This window comes from Acinetobacter sp. WCHAc060033 (assembly GCF_004209125.1).
GTDB classification, from domain to species: Bacteria; Pseudomonadota; Gammaproteobacteria; order Pseudomonadales; family Moraxellaceae; genus Acinetobacter; species Acinetobacter wuhouensis.
Map to the genome: position 1 here is coordinate 1 of NZ_SGSW01000107.1, position 3,229 is coordinate 3,229.

The 3,229-nt window shown below is 49.2% G+C and carries 2 rRNA genes; both read right to left on the bottom strand.

What is annotated here, in order from left to right:
• Window positions 1–7: 7 nt before the first annotated feature.
• Window positions 8–122: ribosomal RNA gene (gene rrf / locus EXE10_RS20380) — 5S ribosomal RNA — on the bottom strand.
• A gap of 196 nt (window positions 123–318) precedes the next feature.
• A 23S ribosomal RNA gene (locus EXE10_RS20385) occupies window positions 319–3,210 on the bottom strand.
• Window positions 3,211–3,229: the final 19 nt, after the last annotated feature.

Here is a 3,229-nt window from a genome sequence, read left to right on the forward strand (position 1 = left end):
ATTTAAAAGCTGGCGATGACTTACTCTCACATGGGTAACCCCACACTACCATCAGCGCTAAGAGGTTTCACTTCTGAGTTCGGGAAGGGATCAGGTGGTTCACTCTTGCTATTGTCGCCAGCAAACTGTTTATGATTAATCACTTGGTCTTATTTAACTGTATTTACAGTGTGTGCCTAGCTTTGGTCAAAAGAGTTATTAACAGGTATATCTGAGTTGGTAATTGTATCTAGCTTTTGAACTAAATCAAGGTCAATCATTACTGATTGTTTGGTTTTAAATCGATTGATGCATACAACACAACTGTTTGGGTGTTGTATAGTCAAGCCTCACGAGCAATTAGTATTGGTCAGCTTCACATGTCACCATGCTTCCACATCCAACCTATCAACGTCGTAGTCTTCAACGGCTCTTTAGAGGACATAAAGTCCTAGGGAAATCTTATCTTGAGGTAGGCTTCCCGCTTAGATGCTTTCAGCGGTTATCCCTTCCGAACATAGCTACCCGGCGATGCGACTGGCGTCACAACCGGTACACCAGAGGTTCGTCCACTCTGGTCCTCTCGTACTAGGAGCAGATCCTCTCAAATTTCCAACGCCCACGGTAGATAGGGACCGAACTGTCTCACGACGTTCTAAACCCAGCTCGCGTACCTCTTTAAATGGCGAACAGCCATACCCTTGGGACCTGCTTCAGCCCCAGGATGAGATGAGCCGACATCGAGGTGCCAAACACCGCCGTCGATATGAACTCTTGGGCGGTATCAGCCTGTTATCCCCAGAGTACCTTTTATCCGTTGAGCGATGGCCCTTCCATACAGAACCACCGGATCACTAAGACCTACTTTCGTACCTGCTCGACTTGTGGGTCTCGCAGTTAAGCGCGCTTTTGCCTTTATACTCTACGCGTGATTTCCGACCACGCTGAGCGCACCTTCGTACTCCTCCGTTACTCTTTAGGAGGAGACCGCCCCAGTCAAACTACCCACCAGACATGGTCCTCGTCCCGGATAACGGGACAGAGTTAGAACCTCAATATTACCAGGGTGGTATTTCAAGGACGGCTCCATGGCAACTAGCGTCGCCACTTCAAAGCCTCCCACCTATCCTACACAAGTAAGATCAAAGTTCAATGTCAAGCTGCAGTAAAGGTTCACGGGGTCTTTCCGTCTAGCCGCGGGTACACCGCATCTTCACGGCGATTTCGATTTCACTGAGCCTCTGCTGGAGACAGCGCCCCCATCATTATGCCATTCGTGCAGGTCGGAACTTACCCGACAAGGAATTTCGCTACCTTAGGACCGTTATAGTTACGGCCGCCGTTTACTGGGGCTTCGATCAAGAGCTTCGCTTACGCTAACCCCATCAATTAACCTTCCAGCACCGGGCAGGCATCACACCCTATACGTCCACTTTCGTGTTTGCAGAGTGCTATGTTTTTAATAAACAGTTGCAGGGGCCTGGTTTCTGTGGCTGTCGTCAGCTCAGGAAGCAAGTTCCATCACCAACAACAGCGTACCTTCTCCCGAAGTTACGGTACCATTTTGCCTAGTTCCTTCAGCAGAGTTCTCTCAAGCGCTTTGGTCTACTCGACCTGACCACCTGTGTCGGTTTCGGGTACGATTCCTGTGTAACTGAAGCTTAGAGACTTTTCTTGGAAGTATGGTATCAGCCACTTCGCTAGTAAACTAGCTTGCTATCAGTTCTCAGCATAGAGCACCCCGGATTTGCCTAAGATGCATGCCTACTACCTTTCACCTGGACAACCAACGCCAGGCTGACTTAACCTTCTCCGTCCTCTCATCGCATTACACAGAAGTATTGGAATATTAACCAATTTCCCATCGACTACGCCTCTCGGCCTCGCCTTAGGGGTCGACTCACCCAGCCCCGATTAACGTTGGACTGGAACCCTTGGTCTTTCAGCGAACGGGTTTTTCACCCGTTTTGTCGTTACTCACGTCAGCATTCGCACTTCTGATACCTCCAGCATGCTTCTCAACACACCTTCATCGGCTTACAGAACGCTCCCCTACCACTTACACTTACGTGTAAATCCGCAGCTTCGGTACTATATTTTAGCCCCGTTACATCTTCCGCGCAGGCCGACTCGACTAGTGAGCTATTACGCTTTCTTTAAAGGGTGGCTGCTTCTAAGCCAACCTCCTAGCTGTCTATGCCTTCCCACATCGTTTCCCACTTAATATAGATTTTGGGACCTTAGCTGGCGGTCTGGATTGTTTTCCTCTTGACTACGGACGTTAGCACCCGCAGTCTGTCTCCCGGATAGTACTCATTGGTATTCGGAGTTTGCATCGGTTTGGTAAGTCGGGATGACCCCCTAGCCGAAACAGTGCTCTACCCCCAATGGTATTCGTCCGAGGCGCTACCTAAATAGCTTTCGGGGAGAACCAGCTATCACCGAGTTTGATTAGCCTTTCACCCCTATCCACAAGTCATCCCCTGGCTTTTCAACGACAGTGGGTTCGGTCCTCCAGTTAGTGTTACCCAACCTTCAACCTGCTCATGGATAGATCACCCGGTTTCGGGTCTATACCCAGCAACTATGCGCCCTATTAAGACTCGATTTCTCTACGGCTCCCCTATACGGTTAACCTTGCTACTGAATATAAGTCGCTGACCCATTATACAAAAGGTACGCAGTCACCGAACAAGTCGGCTCCCACTGCTTGTATGCATGCGGTTTCAGGATCTATTTCACTCCCCTCACAGGGGTTCTTTTCGCCTTTCCCTCACGGTACTGGTTCACTATCGGTCAGTCAGGAGTATTTAGCCTTGGAGGATGGTCCCCCCATATTCAGACAAGGTTTCACGTGCCTCGCCCTACTCGTCATCATTATATGTGCCCTTTCGTGTACGGGACTATCACCCTCTACGGTAGCACTTCCCAGAGCTTTCCGCTAAAACACATATAACTTAATGGGCTGATCCCCGTTCGCTCGCCGCTACTGAGGGAATCTCAATTGATTTCTTTTCCTAAGGGTACTGAGATGTTTCACTTCCCCTCGTTTGCCTCGTAACACTATGTATTCATGTTACGATACCTATCTTATGATAAGTGGGTTCCCCCATTCAGAAATCTCCGGATCACAGGATATTTGCCGCCTCCCCGAAGCTTATCGCAGGCTATTACGTCTTTCATCGCCTCTGACTGCCAAGGCATCCACCACATGCACTTAATTACTTGACTATACAACCCCAAACAGTCG